This is a genomic window from Microbacterium hydrocarbonoxydans, from assembly GCF_000956475.1.
Taxonomy (GTDB): Bacteria; Actinomycetota; Actinomycetes; order Actinomycetales; family Microbacteriaceae; genus Microbacterium; species Microbacterium hydrocarbonoxydans_A.
The window spans coordinates 145,669-160,974 of sequence record NZ_JYJB01000010.1 but is presented as its reverse complement, the minus strand read 5'-3'; the positions used below and the strand labels follow the sequence as shown (position 1 = coordinate 160,974).

14 protein-coding genes are annotated in these 15,306 nt (G+C 67.2%); 4 read left to right on the top strand and 10 right to left on the bottom strand.

Annotated features, from left to right (window positions below; genetic code table 11):
* Positions 1-51 precede the first annotated feature (51 nt).
* Complete coding sequence (locus tag RS84_RS13305; protein WP_045258308.1) at positions 52-1,671, bottom strand: ABC transporter substrate-binding protein; 1,620 nt, start codon at positions 1,669-1,671, stop codon at positions 52-54.
* Between the two features lie 165 nt (positions 1,672-1,836).
* Between RS84_RS13305 and valS the strand changes: the two genes are divergently transcribed.
* Both valS and RS84_RS13295 read left to right on the top strand, forming a co-directional pair.
* Entirely contained in the window at positions 1,837-4,431 is a 2,595-nt protein-coding gene (valS, locus tag RS84_RS13300) for a valine--tRNA ligase (protein WP_045258307.1), read from the top strand.
* Positions 4,431-4,664, top strand: a complete 234-nt coding sequence (locus RS84_RS13295; RefSeq protein ID WP_045258306.1) for a hypothetical protein — start codon at positions 4,431-4,433, stop codon at positions 4,662-4,664. The genes valS and RS84_RS13295 overlap by 1 nt, the downstream gene beginning before the upstream one ends.
* Positions 4,665-4,726: 62 nt before the next feature.
* On the opposite strand, the gene RS84_RS13290 is transcribed toward RS84_RS13295, so the two are convergent.
* The gene (locus tag RS84_RS13290) at positions 4,727-4,945 is read right to left on the bottom strand and encodes a hypothetical protein (RefSeq protein WP_045258305.1); all 219 of its coding nucleotides are present in this window, start codon (positions 4,943-4,945) and stop codon (positions 4,727-4,729) included.
* A complete protein-coding gene (locus RS84_RS13285; RefSeq protein ID WP_045258304.1) occupies positions 4,942-5,538 on the bottom strand; it encodes an ArsR/SmtB family transcription factor in 597 nt (198 codons plus the stop codon). The genes RS84_RS13290 and RS84_RS13285 overlap by 4 nt, the downstream gene beginning before the upstream one ends.
* 104 nt (positions 5,539-5,642) lie before the next feature.
* On the opposite strand from RS84_RS13285, the gene RS84_RS13280 reads away from it, so the two are divergent.
* Complete coding sequence (locus RS84_RS13280; protein ID WP_045258303.1) at positions 5,643-7,694, top strand: M3 family metallopeptidase; 2,052 nt, start codon at positions 5,643-5,645, stop codon at positions 7,692-7,694.
* A 5-nt stretch (positions 7,695-7,699) separates the two neighbouring features.
* Positions 7,700-8,194 (top strand): GyrI-like domain-containing protein, encoded by a 495-nt coding sequence (locus tag RS84_RS18730; RefSeq protein WP_152641829.1) that lies wholly within the window; start codon positions 7,700-7,702, stop codon positions 8,192-8,194.
* Between the two features lie 68 nt (positions 8,195-8,262).
* Here the strand turns inward: RS84_RS18730 and RS84_RS13270 are convergent, their stop codons facing one another.
* The 7 genes from RS84_RS13270 to RS84_RS13240 form a co-directional block, all read right to left on the bottom strand.
* Entirely contained in the window at positions 8,263-8,769 is a 507-nt protein-coding gene (locus RS84_RS13270; protein ID WP_052676365.1) for an NUDIX hydrolase, read from the bottom strand.
* Between the two features lie 26 nt (positions 8,770-8,795).
* Positions 8,796-10,064 (bottom strand): ATP-dependent Clp protease ATP-binding subunit ClpX, encoded by a 1,269-nt coding sequence (gene clpX / locus RS84_RS13265; RefSeq protein WP_045258302.1) that lies wholly within the window; start codon positions 10,062-10,064, stop codon positions 8,796-8,798.
* 221 nt (positions 10,065-10,285) lie between these two features.
* A complete protein-coding gene (locus RS84_RS13260) occupies positions 10,286-11,137 on the bottom strand; it encodes an aldehyde dehydrogenase family protein (RefSeq protein ID WP_045258301.1) in 852 nt (283 codons plus the stop codon).
* The gene (locus RS84_RS13255; RefSeq protein ID WP_045258300.1) at positions 11,134-12,576 is read right to left on the bottom strand and encodes an aldehyde dehydrogenase family protein; all 1,443 of its coding nucleotides are present in this window, start codon (positions 12,574-12,576) and stop codon (positions 11,134-11,136) included. Before RS84_RS13255 ends, RS84_RS13260 begins: the two co-directional genes overlap by 4 nt.
* An 11-nt stretch (positions 12,577-12,587) precedes the next feature.
* Positions 12,588-13,589, bottom strand: a complete 1,002-nt coding sequence (gene deoC, locus RS84_RS13250) for a deoxyribose-phosphate aldolase (RefSeq protein WP_045258299.1) — start codon at positions 13,587-13,589, stop codon at positions 12,588-12,590.
* Entirely contained in the window at positions 13,586-14,521 is a 936-nt protein-coding gene (locus RS84_RS13245; protein ID WP_052676364.1) for a sugar-binding transcriptional regulator, read from the bottom strand. Before RS84_RS13245 ends, deoC begins: the two co-directional genes overlap by 4 nt.
* A 134-nt stretch (positions 14,522-14,655) precedes the next feature.
* Entirely contained in the window at positions 14,656-15,297 is a 642-nt protein-coding gene (locus RS84_RS13240; protein WP_045258297.1) for an ATP-dependent Clp protease proteolytic subunit, read from the bottom strand.
* Between the last annotated feature and the right edge of the window lie 9 nt (positions 15,298-15,306).

The following is a 15,306-nucleotide window of genomic DNA, read 5'->3' as shown; positions in this document are numbered from 1 at the left end:
ATCGCTCGCTCAGTACGGCGCTCGCTCTGCTCGCTCAACGACGGATGAGGTTCAGCCGACGCTCACATCGTAGAACAGCGGCCGGCCGTAGAGGTCGTAGTCGAGTCCCTTGACGCGCTCGCCCACCGCCGTGATCGCCGAGGGGCTGTAGAGCGGCACGATCGCGACATGCTGCGCGTTCCACTGCTGCACCTCGGTGTAGAGCTGGTTGCGCGTGCTCTGATCGGTCGTGCCCACGGCCTGGTCGAGCAGTGCGTCGAGCGCGGGGTCTGAGACCTGGGAGGCGTTCTGGAAGCCGTCGGTGTGCAGGTGGTTGCGCAGGAAGTCGGGGTCGACTCCCGAGAAGCCCCAGTCCGTGAGGTCGAAGGCCTTCGGCCCGTACTGCTCGTTGTACGCTCCGGGCTCGAGCTCCTCGCGCACGACCTCGAACCCGATCTTCTTCAGATCCGACTGGATCGCATTCGCCAGCGCCTTGCGGTCGTCGGGGATCGGAGTCCACGCGATCCAGCGCACGGAGAGGCGCTTGCCGTCCTTCATGCGGATGCCGTCGGCATCGCGCGCGGTCCAGCCGGCCTCGTCGAGAAGACTGTTCGCCGCATCCTGGTCGAAAGGCCAGCTGCCCTCGAGGGAGGCGTCGTAACCGGGAGTGGTCGAACCGAGGACACTCCACGCCCGCGGGAACTGACCGAAGTAGATCTCCTCGACCGCAGCGTCGATGTCGATTCCGCGCGAGAACGCCTCACGGACCTTCTCATCGGCGAAGACGCCGTACTTCTCGTTCAGGTAGAGCGAGTAGGGCAGACCGGGGTACTCGACCGAGTCGACCGTGATGCTCTCGTCGAGTCCGTCCACGAGGTTCGGCGGCACGTTGCTGGTGAGATCGGACTCGCCGCTTTCGACCACGCCGGTGCGCACCGACGCCTCAGGCTGGATCTCCACGCGCAGCGTCTCGAACTTCGGAGCCTTCGCGCCGTCGGTGCCCGGGCCCCACGCGTAGTCGTCGTTGCGCGTGTAGACGATCTCCTGGTCGGGCGTGTACTCGGTCAGCTCGAAGGGACCGGTGCCGACCGTGATGCCGGGGCCGCCTGCCTTGAGCTTGTCGGCCGACTCCTTAAGCACCTTCGGCGAGTAGAACCCGAGCTGCGGGGTGCTCGCAGCCTGCAGGAACGGCGCGTAGGGCTGCGTGAAGCTCACCTTCACGGTGTAGTCGTCGACGACCTCGGTGCCCTTGTAGAAATCGGCCCCGAGCATGCTCGCCGCCTGTGCCGACTCGGTCTCGGGGTCGACGATGCGATCGAAGTTCGCCTTCACGGCCGCCGCGTCGAACTTCTCGCCGTCCGTGAACGTCACGTCGTCACGCAGGGTGAAGGTGTACTCCGTGCTGTCCGGCGACACCTCCCACTTCGTGGCCAGCCACGGCGAGAAGCTGCCGTCGTCCTCCTGGAAGACCAGCGAGTCGAGCACCGCGCGCTGCACCATGCCCGACACGTCGAGCTGGCTCACCTGCGGGTCCATATGCCCGGCGGAGAGGTTGGCTCCCTCGATCGACCACACGAGCTCAGCGCCGTCGCTCTCCCCGCCGGCGCTGGGAGCGCAGGCGCTGAGGACGAGAGCGGATGCCGCGGCGAGCGCGGTGAGGGGAAGGAGGCGACGCGTGAGGCGTGCAGGCATGACGATTCCTCAGAAGATTCGATTCGGGATGCTCCGATTCTACGGCCGATTCTTGGACCCGGTCGATGTACGGCCGGGTCGTTACCCGGTCGGTACACTGGGAGCACATCCACACTCAGGCACGCTCACACAGTGCCGCATACATCGCTCGAGGAGACCTCCCGTATGTCCGTGATTCCCGACAAGCCCGCACTCGAAGGTCTCGAAGCGAAGTGGAACGACCGCTGGTCCGAGCAGGGCACGTATCTGTTCGACCGCATCCGCGCCGCGCAGTCCGGTCGTGAGGGCGTGTACTCGATCGACACCCCCCCGCCGACGGCATCCGGCTCGCTTCACATCGGCCATGTGTTCTCGTACACGCACACCGATATCAAGGCGCGCTTCGAGCGCATGCGCGGCAAGACCGTGTTCTACCCGATGGGGTGGGATGACAACGGCCTGCCCACCGAGCGCCGCGTGCAGAACTACTACGGCGTGCGCTGTGATCCCTCGCTCCCCTACGATCCCGACTTCACTCCCCCGTTCGAGGGCGGCGACAACAAGTCCTCGCGTGCGGCCGACCAGAAGCCGATCAGCCGCCGCAACTTCATCGAGCTGTGCGAGAAGCTCACGGTCGAAGACGAGAAGCAGTTCGAGGCGCTGTTCCGCCAGCTGGGTCTGAGTGTGGACTGGACGCAGACCTACCGCACGATCTCCGACGACACCATCCGTCAGAGCCAGCTCGCGTTCCTGCGCAACATCGAGCGCGGCGAGGCCTACCAGGCGCTCGCACCGACGCTGTGGGACATCGACTTCCGCTCGGCGATCGCCCAGGCCGAGCTCGAGGACCGCGATCAGCAGGCGGCGTATCACACGATCGATTTCCCGTTCGCCGACGGCAGCGGCGCGATCACGATCGAGACCACCCGGCCCGAGCTGCTGCCCGCGTGCATCGCGATCGTCACGCACCCCGAGGGGCCGCACAAGCACCTGATCGGCACCAAGGTGAAGACGCCGTTCTTCGACGCCGAGATCGAGATCCACGGGCACCATCTGGCCCTCGCCGACAAGGGCACCGGCGCCGCCATGGTCTGCACCTTCGGCGACGTGACCGACATCATCTGGTGGCGGGAGCTCCGCACCGCAGATGGCCGCGACCTGCCGAACATGACGACGATCGGGCTCGACGGACGCTTCCTCCCCGAAGCTCCCGCCCTGGTCGGGTCCGCCGAGGCCCGCACCTGGTACGAGGAGCACCTCGCCGGCAAGACCGTGTTCTCCGCCCGCAAGGAGATCGTCGAGAAGCTGCAGGAGACCGGCGACATGACGGCCGTCGGCAAGCCGTTCAACCACGCCGTGAAGTTCTTCGAGAAAGGCGACCGCCCGCTCGAGATCGTCTCGACCCGCCAGTGGTACATCCGCAACGGCGCCCGTGACGCCGACCTGCGGGACCAGCTGATCGCGCACGGCAGCGAACTCGCCTGGCATCCCGACTTCATGCGGGTGCGCTACGAGAACTGGGTCGGCGGCCTCACCGGCGACTGGCTGGTGTCGCGCCAGCGCTTCTTCGGCGTGCCGATTCCGCTGTGGTACGGACTCGACGAGAACGGCGAGCGCGACTACGACCGCGTGCTGACCCCCTCGCACGAGCAGCTGCCGATCGATCCGACGACCGACGTGCCCGACGGCTTCACCGAGGACCAGCGCGGCGTACCGGGCGGCTTCGAGGCAGAGGCCGACATCCTCGACACCTGGGCGACGTCCTCGCTCACCCCGCAGCTGGCCGGAGGATGGCAGCGCGACGAGGAGCTGTGGCAGCTCACCGCCCCGTTCGACCTGCGCCCGCAGGGCCAGGACATCATCCGCACCTGGCTCTTCTCGACCATGCTGCGCTCGACGCTGGAAGACGGGCGCTCGCCGTGGCGCAACGCCGCGATCAGCGGCTTCATCGTCGACCCCGACCGCAAGAAGATGTCGAAGTCCAAGGGCAACGTGGTGACCCCGGCAGACATCCTCGATGCGCACGGATCGGATGCTGTGCGCTACTGGTCCGCGTCGAGCCGTCTGGGCATGGACGCCGCCTTCGACCCGCAGAACCCCACTCAGGTGAAGATCGGGCGTCGCCTTGCCATCAAGGTCCTGAACGCCGCGAAGTTCGTGCTGTCGTTCCCCGTGCCCGAGGGCGCCCAGGTCACGCATGCACTCGACGCGTCGATGCTCACGGCTCTCGACGGCGTGATCGTCGAGGCCACGAAGGCGTACGAGAACTACGACCAGGCGAAGGCGCTCGAGGTCACCGAGGCGTTCTTCTGGACGTTCTGCGACGACTACCTCGAGCTCGTGAAGGAGCGCGCCTACAACCAGAACGACGTGGGGCAGGCATCCGCCGCCCTCGCGCTGCGTCTGGCCCTGTCGACGCTGCTCCGCCTGCTCGCGCCGATCCTGTCGTTCGCGACCGAAGAGGTGTGGTCGTGGTTCGAGGAGGGCTCGGTGCACACGGCGTCCTGGCCAGAGCCGCTCGGCATCGAGGGCGACCCCGCAGTGCTCTCCGTGGCGAGCGAGGCGCTCATCGGCATCCGTCGCGCGAAGACCGAGGCCAAGGCCTCGCAGAAGACCCCGGTCTCGCGCGCGGCGATCGCGGCGCCTGCCGCCAAGCTCGACGCCCTGCGCGCTGCGGCCGACGATCTGCGCGCCGTGGGCCGAATCGATGAGCTCGAGTTCACCGAGGCCGAAGCCTTCGCCGTCACGGCGATCGAGCTCGCTCCGGTCGAGGGCGCCTGATGCAGCTGGGCACGCGCTGGGCGGCGGGTTCGGAGCCGCCGGCATCGGTTCCGGCGGCGCTCCGGCCGGCGATCGCCGAGGCGGAGGCGAATCTCGCTGGGTCCTCGAGCTTGCCGACTAGCGGGTACTGGACGCTGACCTGGCTCGAGGGCCGCGCGATCGCGGAGCTCGATGCCGGCTGGGAAGTCCTGCAGACGGCGTCCGGAGTCGTCTCGCGCCCCTTCGAAGACTGACCCGCCTGACGCGGAAGCAACCCCCTGCAGCTGCTGCAGGGGGTCGCTTCGTCGCGGAGAGCTCAGCGGCGCGGCAATCCCGCCTGCGCGAGCATGTGGTCGATCCCGCGCTGGTCGTGTTTGCGGGCCTGCTGCTCGCGGAGCAGGTCGAGAGCGATCTCGCGCCGCGCGGCGCGGGCCGCGACACGGCCTTCCACGAAGGCCGTGATGCGCTCGGCGAGCCGGAGCAGACCGCGCTCGGTCTGCGTCGGTGCCGTCAGGTGAAGTGCTGCGCTGGTCATGATTCCTCCGTGTTCGTGAGAGAGGCGGACAGGTCGAAGAGCTCGGCGCGAAGGGTGACGCGCCGACGGCCCGGGCCCGTCTGGCCCTTGTACCGCGCGATGATCTGGTCGACGACCCCGCTCAGTTCGGCCTTGAGCTCGGCCATCTGCTCGATGGTCAGGTCGAGGTAGGTGGTCATGATGATCCCGGCATCGCGCCATTCCTCCGGGATCTCGGATTCGTTGCGGTTGAGGTACGCCATCAGCGTCTCGTGTCGCAGTCGGAAGAATTCCGAGGTGACGATCTGCGCCGCGGCGCGATTCGACGGTGTCATCGACTCGTCCGGGCCCGGCAGGTCGATGCGGCCCTTCGGGCGCTCCCACCAGCGCTCGCGGGCAGTGCCCCTGCCCTCGACCTCCTGGATGAGGTCATGCGCGGCAAGTGCTCGCAGGTGATAGCTCATGGAGCCCGAGGTCTCGCCGACGAGAGCGGCCAGCGTGCTCGCGGTCTGCGGCCCTCGCTCGCTCAGCAGGTCGAAGATGCGCACCCGCAGCGGGTGCGCGAGAGCCTTCAAGGCTCCGGAGTCGAGGGTGCGACCTTCTTCGTTCGTCATACAAGCAAAGATATCTTTGCAAGAGTTCTTTTGCAAGGGTTTCTTTGCAACTGCCCTTCACTCGACACGCCCGGTGCTTCGAGGGCGCTGGCTAGGCTCGAGGAATGACCGACGCTTCGAATCCGCTGCTGCAGCCGTCTGCTCTCCCCTACGGGCTGCCGGACTACCGACTGATCAGGCCCGAACACTATCTGCCGGCGTTCAGAGCGGCGTTCGCCGAGCAGCTGCGGGAGATCTCCCGGATCACGATGGTGAGATCCATGCCGACGTTCGAGAACACGATCGAAGCTCTGGAGCGATCAGGTGAGATGCTCGACCGCATCGCCCATGCGTTCTACACCGTGAGCTCCGCGGATGCGACGCCCGAGATCCAGGCCGTCGATGAGGAGCTCGCTCCGCTGATGGCTGCGCACGACGACGCGATCACGCTCGACGGCGCCCTGTACTGGCGTGTCGCTCAAGTGCACGACCAGCTCGACGCCCTCGACCTCGATGCCGAGCAGCGGTACCTGGTCGAACGGCGCTTCCGCGAGATGACGCACGCCGGCGCCGCGCTCGACGACGAGGCGAAGGCCAGGCTGACCGACCTGAACCAGCAGCTGTCGACGCTCAGCACGACATTCGAGCGCAACCTCCTCAACGACACGAACGACCTGGCCGTGGTCTTCGACGAAGCTTCCGAGCTCGACGGCCTGAGCAGCGGCGAGGTGTCTGCGGCCGCTCGTGCAGCCGCCGACCGCGGTCTGGAGGGTCGCTACCTCGTCTCCCTGCCGCTGTTCACCGGCCACCCGTACCTTGCCCAGCTGCGCAACCGCGAGTCCCGGCGCCGTATCATGACGGCATCCCTCTCCCGAGCCTCTCGCGACAATGGGAACGACAACCGTCCCGTGCTGAGGGAGATGGTGCGGCTGCGGGCCGAGCGGGCAGCCCTCCTCGGCTACGACTCTCATGCCGCGTATGTGACGGCCGACGAAACGGCCAAGACACCGGAAGCGGTCGAGCGGATGCTGCGAGAGTTGGCTGCTCCGTCAGCCCGCAACGCACGGGCCGAGCGGGAGGCGCTGCAGGAGATCGTCGACGCCACCGAGCCTGAGGCGTTCGCCGTGGAGGCTCACGACTGGGCGTTCTACACAGAGAGGGTCCGCACTGCCAGATACGACATCGACACCGCCGCACTGCGGCCGTGGTTCGAAGCCGAGCGTGTCCTGCAGGACGGCGTCTTCTTCGCGGCGACCCGCCTCTACGGCGTGACATTCACCGAGCGCCCTGATCTCCCCTCGTACCATCCGGGCGCACGCGTCTTCGAGGTGTTCAACGAGGACGGAAGCCCTGTGGGCCTATACGTGCTCGATCTCTACACGAGAGACGCCAAGCGCGGCGGGGCGTGGATGAATGCGATCGTGAGCCAGTCGCGGTTGAGAGGTACAGCTCCGGTCGTCGTGAACAACCTCAACGTGGCGCAACCTGCCGAGGGCGAGCCGACGCTGCTGACGCTCGACGAGGTCACGACACTGTTCCACGAGTTCGGCCACGCCCTGCACGGCCTATTCGCGATCGTGACGTTCCCGCACTTCGCCGGCACCAACGTGTTCCGCGACTTCGTCGAGTTCCCCAGTCAGGTGAACGAGATGTGGATCCTGTGGCCTGAGGTCCTCGACAACTATGCACGCCACCATGAGACCGGCCAGCCGCTGGATCCGGCGGTCGTCGAGCGGCTTCGCGCGACCGAGACCTTCGATCAGGGGCATGCGACGAGCGAGTATCTGGCTGCGGCGTGGCTCGATCAGGCCTGGCATCGCATCGGGACGGATGCCGAGGTCCCCGACGTCGCGGTGTTCGAAGCGGCGGCCCTCGCCGACATCGGCCTCGACGGTCCTGTCGTGCCGACCCGCTACTCGTCGGCATACTTCGCCCACGTCTTCTCGGGCGGGTACAGCGCGGGCTACTACTCGTACATCTGGAGCGAGGTGCTCGATGCCGACACCGTCGAATGGTTCCGCGAGAACGGCGGCCTCACGCGCGGGAACGGCGACCGGTTCCGGTCACGCCTGCTCGGTGTGGGCGGCTCGATGGATCCTCTCGAGGCCTATCGCGACTTCCGCGGGCGCGACGCCGAGATCGGTCCTCTGCTGAAGCGGCGGGGTCTGGAAGGATGACCGTCATGAGCGCATTCCCAGAGGACCCGTTCGGGCCGACCGATCACATCCGTATCGACACCATGCCGCTCGCCGTGATCAGGCACGAGCAGATCACGCTCGCAGATCTGCGCGACGCGTTCGACGGCGGATATCGCGCGATCAGCGAGCTCTTCGCGGACGGCCGGCTGATCCATGCAGGACCAGCGCTCGCCGTGTACTACGGCAATCCGATGGGGACCTTCGATCTCGAGCTCGGATTCCCCGTGGCCTCGGCGCCGGCCGAGGCCATCGAATCGAACGGGCTCCCTGTGACGGCATCGGTGCTGCCTGCGGGGCCTGCGACGGCGACCTCGGTCTTCGGGTCGTACGAGGGTCTCGGCGCGGCCTGGCAGGGACTCCTGCAGCGCACGCTCGCCGAGGGTCATTCGTCGCGCGGCATCATGATCGAGATCTACGTGTCCGATCCGACCGAGGCACCAGAGGCGCTGCGCACCGACCTCGTGCTGCCACTGGCCTGAAGCCACAGCGGTGGAGTGGTGCAGCGCTCCACCGCACGCCGCCTGTGGATCCGAGGTCATCGATCTCGTCAGCGTCCCAGCCACTCCATCGCCTTGTACCAGGTGAGCTGGTGATAGCTCTGCTCGAGATGCTCGCCGAGGCCGTCGGGCGAGAGCAGATGCACCGTGATCGCCTCGCTGTCATCGAGTTGCTGTTCGCCGGCGGATCGGCAGCCGAGGGCGAGGAAGTGATGCACCCGGTTCGTGTGACTGCCGAAGTTCGCCCAGGTCGCTCCGAGTTCGATCAGCTCGCCCGCTGCGTACCCGGTCTCCTCGCGGAGCTCGCGCAGGGCGGCATCCGCCGGCCCCTCGCCGGGCTCGACTCCCCCGCCGATCGCGCCCACCGCGACGATGCCCGCGCCGTGCCGATATTCCTCGACGACCACCGCATTGCCGGCGTCATCGAGTGCGAGTACCGAGATCCAATCGTCGTACTCGAGCACGTAGTACGGCGCAATCGTGCTCTTCTCCGCGTCTCGGCAGTCGTCAGCACGCAGTCGGATCCACCGGTCAGCGACGACGAGCTCGCTGTCCACGACCCGCCAGGGTACAGGGGCAGCCGTCATGCGCTCTTGCGCTTGCGCTCCATCACGATCGTGGGCGGTGCGCCCTCGTCGACGGAGGCGCGCGTGATGATCACCTTCGCGACGTCGTCGGTCGAGGGGATCTCGAACATGATCGGGCCCAGCACGTCTTCGAGAATCGCGCGGAGTCCACGGGCACCGGTCTTGCGCTCGACAGCGAGGTCGGCGATCGACCGCAGCGCGTCTTCCTCGAACTCGAGCTGCACACCGTCGAGCTCGAACATGCGCTGATACTGCTTGACCAGGGCGTTGCGCGGACCGGTGAGGATGTCGATCAGGGCATCCTGATCGAGCGGCGACACCGAGGTCACGACGGGCAGACGGCCGATGAACTCGGGGATGAGCCCGAACTTGTGCAGATCCTCGGGCAGAACTTCGCTGAACAGGTCGAGGTCCTTGCCCTTGTCGTGCAGCGGGGCGCCGAAGCCGATGCCGTGCTTGCCGACGCGTGCCGAGACGATGTCCTCGAGACCAGCGAAGGCGCCGGCGACGATGAACAGCACGTTCGAGGTGTCGATCTGCAGGAATTCCTGGTGCGGATGCTTTCGGCCGCCCTGCGGCGGCACCGAGGCGACCGTGCCCTCGATAATCTTGAGCAGCGCCTGCTGCACACCCTCGCCGGAGACGTCACGCGTGATCGACGGGTTCTCGGCCTTGCGGGCGATCTTGTCGACCTCGTCGATGTAGATGATGCCCTGCTCGGCGCGCTTGACGTCGTAGTCCGCGGCCTGGATGAGCTTGAGGAGGATGTTCTCGACGTCTTCGCCGACGTATCCGGCTTCGGTGAGAGCCGTGGCGTCGGCGACCGCGAACGGCACGTTCAGGCGCTTGGCCAGAGTCTGCGCGAGATAGGTCTTGCCGCAGCCCGTGGGGCCGATGAGCAGGATGTTGCTCTTCGCGATCTCGACGCTCTCGGCCTTCTGCTCGGCCGGCTGCAGGGTGCCATGCGCGCGGATGCGCTTGTAGTGGTTGTAGACCGCGACGGCAAGAGCCTTCTTCGCCGGCTCCTGCCCGACCACGTACTCCTCGAGGAACGAGAAGATCTCACGAGGCTTGGGCAGTTCGAAGTCGGCGGTGCCGGTCGCGGCGGACTCCGCCATCCGCTCCTCGATGATCTCGTTGCACAGCTCGACGCACTCGTCGCAGATGTACACACCGGGGCCAGCGATGAGCTGCTGCACCTGCTTCTGGCTCTTTCCGCAGAAGGAGCACTTGAACAGGTCGGCGCTTTCACCGATACGGGCCATGCGCGTCCTCCTCAGGATGCCGAGATCGTCATCCGAGCCTAACCGCTGTATCGGACACCGGGATGCATTGGCGCGGATACGTTCGCCCGCGTCCGCGCCAGGCGAACGCCCGGAGGGCGGCCTGAACGCCGACGCCCCACCTGAACGCCGACGCCCCACGTGGTTGCCGTCGGCCCAAGGGGGCGTGGGCGGCCACATGGGGCGTCGAGGGATCGGTCAGGTCAGACCATCGACTTGGTGTGCCAGACGGTCTTGATCTCGGTGAAGGCGCCGATGCGCTCCGGCGAGGCGACGACCTTCCCCGGCGCGAGCACGCGCTTGAGCGTCTCGGCCGCGGCGATCTGCATGTCCACCCAGTCGAGGTCGCCTGCTCCGGCGAGGTCGAGCGCATTGACGTCCTGGTGCGAGGCGAGCCACGGCACGATCTCTGCGGGCGACCCCGTGAGGACGTTCACGACTCCCCCCGGCACGTCGCTGGTCGCGAGGACTTCTGCGAGGCTGATGGCCGAGAGCGGATGCCGCTCACTGGCGATCACGACGACGGTGTTGCCCGCGACGAGCGCTGGCGCGACCACGGACACGAGTCCCAGCAGCGCGGAATCCTGGGGCGCGACGACCGCGACGACGCCCGTCGGCTCCGGCACGGAGATGTTGAAGTACGGTCCCGAGACGGGGTTCGCGTTGCCTGCGACCTGCGCGTACTTGTCGCACCAGCCGGCGTACCAGACCCAGAGGTCGATCGCGTCGTCGACCTGTACTGCGGCCGCCGCTGCAGACACGCCCTCCTGCGCGACGATCTCGTCGATGAACTGCGCCCGACGTCCCTCGAGCACCTCGGCGACGCGGTAGAGCACCTGGCCCCGGTTGTACGCGGTCGCACCCGACCAGCCCTTGACGGCTGCGCGCGCGGCGACGACGGCATCCCGAGCATCCTTGCGCGACGCCTGGGCCGCGTTCGCCAGGAACCCGCCCTTGGCCGAGACGACCTCGTAGGTGCGGCCGGACTCGCTGCGAGGGAACGCCCCGCCGATCGCGAGCTTGTAGGTCTTCGGCACGGTGAGTCGCTTGCTCATGATGCTGCTCCCTGGAGGTAGGCGGTGAGGCCCTGGCGGCCGCCCTCGCGGCCGAATCCGGACTCCTTGTACCCGCCGAACGGGCTCGACGGGTCGAAACGGTTGAAGGTGTTCGCCCAGATGACTCCTGCGCGCAGGCGGTCGGCGACCGCAAGGATGCGGGATCCCTTGTCGGACCAGATGCCGGCCGAGAGACCGTACGGCGTGTTGTTCGCCTTCGCGATCGCCTCTGCGGGCGTGCGGAACGTGAGCACGGAGAGAACCGGCCCGAACACCTCGTCGCGCGCGATGCGGTGCGATGCCTCGACGCCCGTGAAGATCGTCGGTGCGAACCAGAACCCCTTCTCGGGGATCGCGCACTCGGCGGTCCACCGCTCGGCGCCCTCCGCCTCGCCGATGTCGCTGAGCTCGCGGATGCGGGCCAGCTGAGCTGCGGAGTTGATGGCCCCGATGTCGGTGTTCTTGTCGAGCGGATCGCCCAGACGCAGCGTCGACAGGCGGGTCTTCAGTCGATCGACGACCTCGTCGTGGATCGACTCCTGTACGAGCAGGCGGCTGCCTGCGCAGCACACGTGGCCCTGATTGAAGAAGATGCCGTTGACGATGCCTTCGATCGCCTGGTCGATCGGCGCATCGTCGAAGACGATGTTCGCGGCCTTGCCACCGAGTTCGAGCGTGAGCTTCTTGCCGGTGCCTGCCACGGCGCGAGCGATGTCACGTCCGACGCCGGTGGAGCCCGTGAACGCGACCTTGTCGACGTCCGGGTGGCGCACGAGCGCCGCGCCCGTGGAGCCTGCTCCCGTGATGATGTTCACGACACCCGGCGGAAGATCGGCCTGCTGCAGGATCTCCGCGAAGATGAGCGCCGTCAGCGGCGTGGTCTCGGCGGGCTTGAGCACGACGGTGTTGCCGGCGGCCAGCGCCGGAGCGAGCTTCCACGCCAGCATGAGCAGCGGGAAGTTCCACGGGATGACCTGCCCGGCGACGCCGAGGGCACGCGGGTTCGCTCCGAGACCCGCGTAGTCGAGCTTGTCGGCCCAGCCGGCGTAGTAGAAGAACCACGAGGCCACGAGCGGCACGTCGACGTCGCGGCTCTCCTTGATCGGCTTGCCGTTGTCGAGGCTCTCAGCGACCGCGAGCTCGCGAGCACGCTCCTGCACGAGACGAGCGATACGGAACAGGTACTTGCCCCGATCGCGGCCACTCATCTTCGACCAGGTCTTGTCGTAGGCGCGACGTGCCGCGGCGACCGCACGGTCGACGTCTTCATCGGATGCCGAGGCGATCTCGGCGATGCGCGTCTCGTCCGACGGCGAGATGGTCGAGAAGCTGGGGCCTGAGCCGTCGACGAACTCGCCGTTGATGAACAGGCCGTAGCTGTCGCGCAGCTTCAGGATCGCCTTCGATTCCGGCGCGGGTGCGTATTCCAGAAATGACATGGGGAGTGTTCCTAGTCGATCGTGACGTAGTCGGGGCCCGAGTAGTGGCCGGTGGTGAGCTTCTGACGCTGCAGCAGCACGTCGTTGAGCAGGCTGGACGCGCCGAAGCGGAACAGGTGCGGCTGCAGCCATTCCTCGCCGACCGTCTCTGCGACCGTGACGAGATACTTCACGGCATCCTTCGACGAGCGGATGCCGCCTGCCGGCTTCACGCCGATCTTCTCACCGGTACCGCGGTACCAGTCGCGCACGGTCTCGAGCATGAGCAGCGTCGTCGGAAGGGTCGCTGCCGGCTGCACCTTGCCCGTGGATGTCTTGATGAAGTCGCCGCCCGCGAGGATGCCGAGCCACGAGGCCCTCTTGATGTTGTCGTAGGTGTTGAGCTCCCCGGTCTCGAGGATCACCTTGAGCGAGGCGTAGCTGCCATCTTCACGACGGCATGCTTCCTTCACTGCGGCGATCTGATCGAACACCAGGCCATAGCGCCCCGAGAGGAACGCCCCGCGGTCGATCACCATGTCGATCTCGTCTGCCCCGGCCGCCACTGCCTCTGCTGTGTCGGCGAGCTTGATGGCCAGCGAGGAGCGCCCGCTGGGGAAGGCTGTGGCGACGGCCGCGACGGAGATCAGACCATCGTCCGGGTCACCGTGGACGGAGCCCAGCGCGTCGACGGCATGGCCGACCATGTCGCCATAGACGCAGACGGCGGCGACGCGGGGTGTCGCCGGGTCGCTCGCATCCGGCGTCTTCGCCTTGGCGACCAGGGAACGCACCTTACCCGGCGTGTCCGCCCCCTCGAGCGTCGTCAGGTCGATGAGCCTGATGATCGTGTCGAGCGCCCACGCCTTCGACGTGGTCTTGATCGATCGAGTGCCGAGGCCTGCAGCACGCTGCTCGAGCCCCACCGCATCCACTCCGGGCAGGCCGTGCAGGAACCGCCGAAGCGTCGCATCGTCGGGCTCACCGCCCAGTACGTCGACCGCGCTGCGGCGACTGAGTTCCTTGGTCGTCACTGTTCCTCCAACAATGCTCTGGCTGTGTTCTCATCGGTCACGATGACGCTGCACAGGCCGCTCGTGACGACTGTGCGCGCGATGTCATGCTTGGCCTCGCCCGTGGCGACGAAGACCGCGCGCTCTGCTGCACGCAGCCGCGACAGGTCGACGCCCACGGTGCGCGCATCGAGCTGCGGGTCGACGATGTTGCCGTCGGCATCGATGTACCTGCCGAGGACATCGCCGACAGCGCCACGGCGGGCCAGCTCCTCCACCTCGGATGCTGTCAGGTAGCCGTTCTCGACGTGAGCCGAGCTCGCGTCGCACGGACCGGCCGTGAAAAGGAACGCCTGCGCCTCGGCCGCCTCTTCGAGGACCGCCGCGACGGTGCGGTCGGCCTCGATGGCCTGCTTGGTCTCGACCCGCTCCAGGATCGCCGGGCTCGGCAGCAGCGAGACATGGCCCGAAGCCCTTTGGGCGATCGTGACCGCGAGTCCTGCTGCACCTCCGGAGCGGCGGTTGAGGCTCACTCCCCCGTTGAGCTGCACGACGGTGACGCCGGTCGCCCAGCCATCAGGCAGCGCCTCGGCGACAGCCCGCAGCGTACGACCCCAGCTCACGCCGAGCGTGCGCGGCACCGGACGCATCGCGGTCAGGAAGTCGGCTGCGGCCTGCGCGACCCGCTCGAGCGTTCCCTCATCGCCCTCCGGCGACGGAACGACGATGGCCGCAGCCAGACCGTGCTGCTCGACCAGCTGCCGCTCGAGCCCGAGACGCCGGGCGCGCGGATGGACGATCTCGATGCGGACGATGCCGCGCTCGCGGGCCTGCGTCAGCAGGCGGCCGACCTTCCATCGGGAGATCTTGAGGAGGGCGCCGATCTCGTCCTGGGTCTTGTCCTCGTCGTAGTACAGCTCGGCGACGCGAACCATGACCAGCTCTTCTTCCACGGCATCCTCCTTCATCGACAAGGATAGGCCGTCTACCGCGTCCGCGCAGCAACTTGCTCATATGAGCATCCCACCCGCGGGTGGGTGCGCAAAAGGACGCCGGTCGGCTGACCGGCGTCCTTTTGATGGAGAGCTCAGACGCGCTTGCGCGAGCTGAGCACCTGATCGACGATGCCGTATTCCAGCGCCTCGGGCGCAGAGAGGATCTTGTCGCGATCGATGTCGCGGTTGACCTGCTCAGCGGTCTTGCCCGTGTGCTTCGCCATCGTCTCCTCGAGCCAGGTGCGCATGCGGAGGATCTCCGCCGCCTGGATCTCGATGTCGGATGCCTGGCCGTGACCGGCCTCGCCCATCGCCGGCTGGTGCATCAGTACGCGGGCGTTGGGCAGCGCGAGGCGCTTGCCCGGCGCGCCGGCAGCCAGCAGCACCGATGCCGCGGAGGCGGCCTGCCCGAGCACGACCGTCTGGATCTGCGGCGCCACGTACTGCATGGTGTCGTAGATCGCGGTCATCGCGGTGAACGAACCACCGGGCGAGTTGATGTACATCGTGATGTCGCGCTCGGAGTCCTGGCTCTCGAGAACCAGGAGCTGAGCCATCACGTCATCGGCCGAGGCGTCGTCGACCTGCACGCCGAGGAAGATCACGCGGTCTTCGAACAGCTTGTTGTACGGATCCTGACGCTTGAAGCCGTAAGCGGTGCGCTCCTCGAACTGCGGGAGCACGTAGCGGCTGGACGGGAGATTGCCGGCCGCGCGGAAGGTGGGTGTGTACATGTGATTCCT